The sequence below is a fragment of the Massilia glaciei genome (assembly GCF_003011895.2).
GTDB lineage: Bacteria > Pseudomonadota > Gammaproteobacteria > Burkholderiales > Burkholderiaceae_D > Telluria_A > Telluria_A glaciei.
The window spans coordinates 1-3,790 of the sequence record NZ_PXWF02000344.1; the positions used below are offsets into that span (position 1 = coordinate 1).

Consider the following 3,790-nt stretch of genomic DNA (forward strand, 5'->3'; position numbering starts at 1 on the left):
TACAGGCCGCCGTTTCCGGCATGTGCCGTCAAGGTGGCGACCGCGGTCTCGAGCGCGTTGGCACCCGAGCCGATGGCATTGCCCGCGCTCAGTTGCAAGCCGTTCGCCATGATGTCGACTTCGCCGTCGCCGGCGAGGTCCTGATCGACGATGCTGCCGCCGGCCACCACGAGCACGCTGCCGGAACCGGCGGCGATCGTTTCGATCGTCACGTCGTTGCCGGTTTGCGCGGCGATGTTGCCGCCGTTGCTCGCCAGGCTGGCGCCGTTGGCCATCGTGATGTTACCGGTGGCAAGCAGGTCGATCGACTTGCCCGCCCCCGATACCGTGACGCTGCTGTTAATCAGCAGGTCACGCCCGGCGTTGAGGCTGATGTTGCCGCCTGTGCTCAGCAGCGCCGCGTTGACGGCGATGTCGGATGTCGCACCGCCCGCTTGCAGCAGCAGGTTGCCCGCAGCGCTCACGCTGGTGCCGTTGGCTAGGCCGTCGTTGAGGGTAATACCGCCGGCGCCCGTGACGAGCACCAGGTTGCCGCCCGACACGAGGTCGGACATCGAGGCGTCGCTCACAAGCGCAGTGGAGCCGTCGGCGTTGACGCGCGCCACGCCGATGCTGGCGAGCGCGTCGACGACGATCGCGTCCGCTTCGTCGAGGTACAGGCCGTCCATGCCGGCCACATTGGCCGCCAGCGTTGCCACAGCGATTTGCAGGTGCGCCATTGCCGTGCCAACGCCGTCTTCGGCGCCCGTGCCGGTGGTGACGATGCGCAGCGAACTGGCGCTGACATCGACGTCGGTCGTGCCGGAATCGCTGATGCTCGAGCCGCCGAGACTGACGCTGCCGCCCGTGCTCAGCGCGCCCAAGGTCAGCGTGGTCGCCGCCACGTAGCGGATGTTGCCGTTGACCGACATCGCCCTGGCGCCATCGTCCATGGCGATGCTGCCGGCCGTGGCGTTGACGTCGATGCTGCCGCTGCCCGCCGTCGTGATGGCGGCCTTCTGTCCGATCGCCGTCTGTGCTATCAAACTGATCGAACCCACACCACTGGAAACCGCGGTGTTTAGCGCCAATGCGCCCGCGCTTGCCTGCAGCAGGATGTTGCCGCCGCCATTCGCGCTGACGATGTTGTTGACTACGAGGTCGCCGGTGTTGGAGACCAGCACGAGCGAGCCGCCGGCGAGGCTGAAGAAACTGGCCTGCGCCGCGTTCAGCGTTGTCGTGGCGGCGGCGCTGGCGTCGACCCTGTTTGCCTGCACAGTGACCGCGCCGACCGTCAGGCCGTCGCTTTCGACAATGAACAAGCCGCCCGCGCCCGTTTGCGCGCTGAGCGTGCCGACGGTGGTCTCGAGCGCGTTGGCGCCGCTGCCGATGCCGATTGCCGCGCTCAGCTGCAGGCCTGCCGCGGCGATGTCGACTGCGGTCTCGGCTGGCGCCGCGTCCTCGTCGCTGATGCTGCCGAGTGTGGCGGTGATGCTGACGCTGCCGTTGCCGGCCGTGAGCTGTTCGATAGTCACGTTGTTGCCGGCTACAAGCACGATATTCCCGTTGCTGGTCGCGGTGGCGCTGCCATTGCCCATCGTGATGCTGCCGACCGCCAGCAGGTCGATCGACTTGGCGTCGCCCGTGCCGCCGATGGCCGCGTTTTGGCCGATGTCGCGTCCGGCGTTAAGGCTGATGTTGCCGCCGGCGCTCAGCAGTGAGGCGTTGACGACGACGTCCGATGCCGCGCCACGAGCCTGCAGCAGCATGTTGCCAGCCGCGCTGACGCCGACGCCGTTCGCGTTGCCGTCGTTGATGGTGATGCCGCCAGCGCCGGTGACAAGCACCACATTGCCACCCGACACGAGGTCGGACAGGCTGGCATCACTCAAAGCGAAGGTGTTGCCGCCCGCATCAACGCGCGCCACACCAATCGCGGCGAGCGCGTCGATGACAATGGCGTCTGCCTCTTTGAGGTATACGCCGCCCAGGCCGGCCACATCGGCCGCCAGCGTGCCCACCGCGATTTGCAGGTGCGCCGCCGCCGTGCCGACGCCGGCGCCGTCGCCCATGCCGGTGGTGACGATCCGCAGTGCACTTGCGCTGACATCGACATCCAGGCTGCCCGAATCGCTGATGCTCGAGGCGCCGATGCTGACATTGGCGCCCGTGCCCAGGGCGCCCAGCGTCAGCGTGGTCGCGGCAACGTAGCGGATATTGCCATTGACGGCCGCGCTCGTGGTGCCGTCGTCCATCGAGATGCTCGACGCCGTGGAGTTGACGTCGATGCTGCCGTTGCCGCCGGTCGTGATGCTGGCCTTTTGCACGATGGCGCCCTGGGCGATCAGGCTGATGGACCCGGTGCCGCTCGAAATGGCGGTGTTGAGCGTCAGGCCGCCGGCGCTTGCCTGCAGCAGGATGTTGCCGCCGGCGAGCGCATTTAGCGTGTTGTTGACGATCAGGTCGCCGCTATTGGCGACCAGCACGAGCGAGCCGCCGGCCAGGCTGGAGAAGTTGGCCTGGGCCGCGCCGGGCGTGGCCGTGGCGGCGCCGCTGGTGTCAACCCGGTTCGCCTGCACGGTCACCGCGCCGACCGCCAGGCCGTCGCTTTCAATTATGAACAGGCCGCCCGCGCCGGTTTGCGCGCTGAGCGTGCCAACCGTGGTCTCGAGCGCGTTGGCGCCGCTGCCGATGCCGATTGCGGCGCTCAGTTGCAGGCTTGAGGCGACGATGTCCACTTCGGTTTCGGCCGGCGCCGCGTCCTCGTCGATGATGCCGCCGAGCGTGGCGGTGATGCTCACGCTGCCGCTACCGGCCGTGATCTGCTCGACCGTCACGTTGCCGCCCGCCTGCAGCATGATGTTGCCGCCATTGGCCGCAAGGCTGGTGCCGTTGGCCATGGTGATGTTGCCGCCGGCGAGCAGGTCGACCGATTTGGCGGCCATGGCTGCGCCGATCGCGGCGTTTTGCACGATGTCGCGGCCGGCGTCGAGGCTGATGTTTCCGCCCGAGCTCAGCAGCGACGCATTGACCGTCAGGTCCGACGCCGCGCCACCCGCTTGCAGCAGCAGATTGCCCGCCGCAGTCACGCTCGCGCCGTTGACGAGGCCGTCGTTGAGGGTGATGCCGCCGGCGCCCGTGACGAGCACGAGGTTGCCGCCCGACACGAGGTCGGACATCGAGGCGTCGCTCACAAGCGAGGTGGAGCCGTCGGCGTTGACACGCGCCACGCCGATGCTGGCGAGCGCGTCGACGACGATGGCGTCGGCCTCGTCGAGGTACAAGCCGCCCAGGCCGGCAACATTGGCCGCCAAGGTGCCGACCGCGATTTGTAGGTGTGAACTTGCCGTGCCGGCGCCGGCGCCGGCGCCCATTCCCGTGGTGGCGATGCGCAGCGAACTGGCGCTGACATCGAGGTCCGTGGTACCCGAATCGGCGATGCCCGAGGCGCCCAGGCTGACGTTGCCGCCCGTGCTCAGCGCTCCCAGCGTGAGCGTGGTCGCGGCCGCGTAGCGAATGTTGCCGTTGACGGCGTTCGCCGTCGCGCCGTCATCCATGGCGATGCTGCCGGCCGTCGAATTGACATCGACGCTGCCGCCGCCGGTCGTGACCGCGGCCTTCTGGACGATTGCCGCTTGCGCGACCAGGCTGATCGCGCCGGTGCCGCTGCTGATGGCCGTGTTGAGCGCCAAAGCGCCCGCGCTTGCCTGCAGCAGGATGTTGCCACCGCCGTTTGCGCTGACGATGCTATCGACACGCATGTCACCCGTGTTGGAAACCAAAACAAGCGAGCCGCCGGCCAGGCTGGAGA

1 protein-coding gene is annotated in these 3,790 nt (G+C 68.2%); it reads right to left on the minus strand.

The annotated features are described in order from the left end of the window. On the minus strand, nt 1-3,740 hold a 3,740-nt coding region (locus tag C7C56_RS27365), incomplete at its 3' end, for a beta strand repeat-containing protein (RefSeq protein ID WP_146204670.1). Nucleotides 3,741-3,790 lie beyond the last annotated feature (50 nt).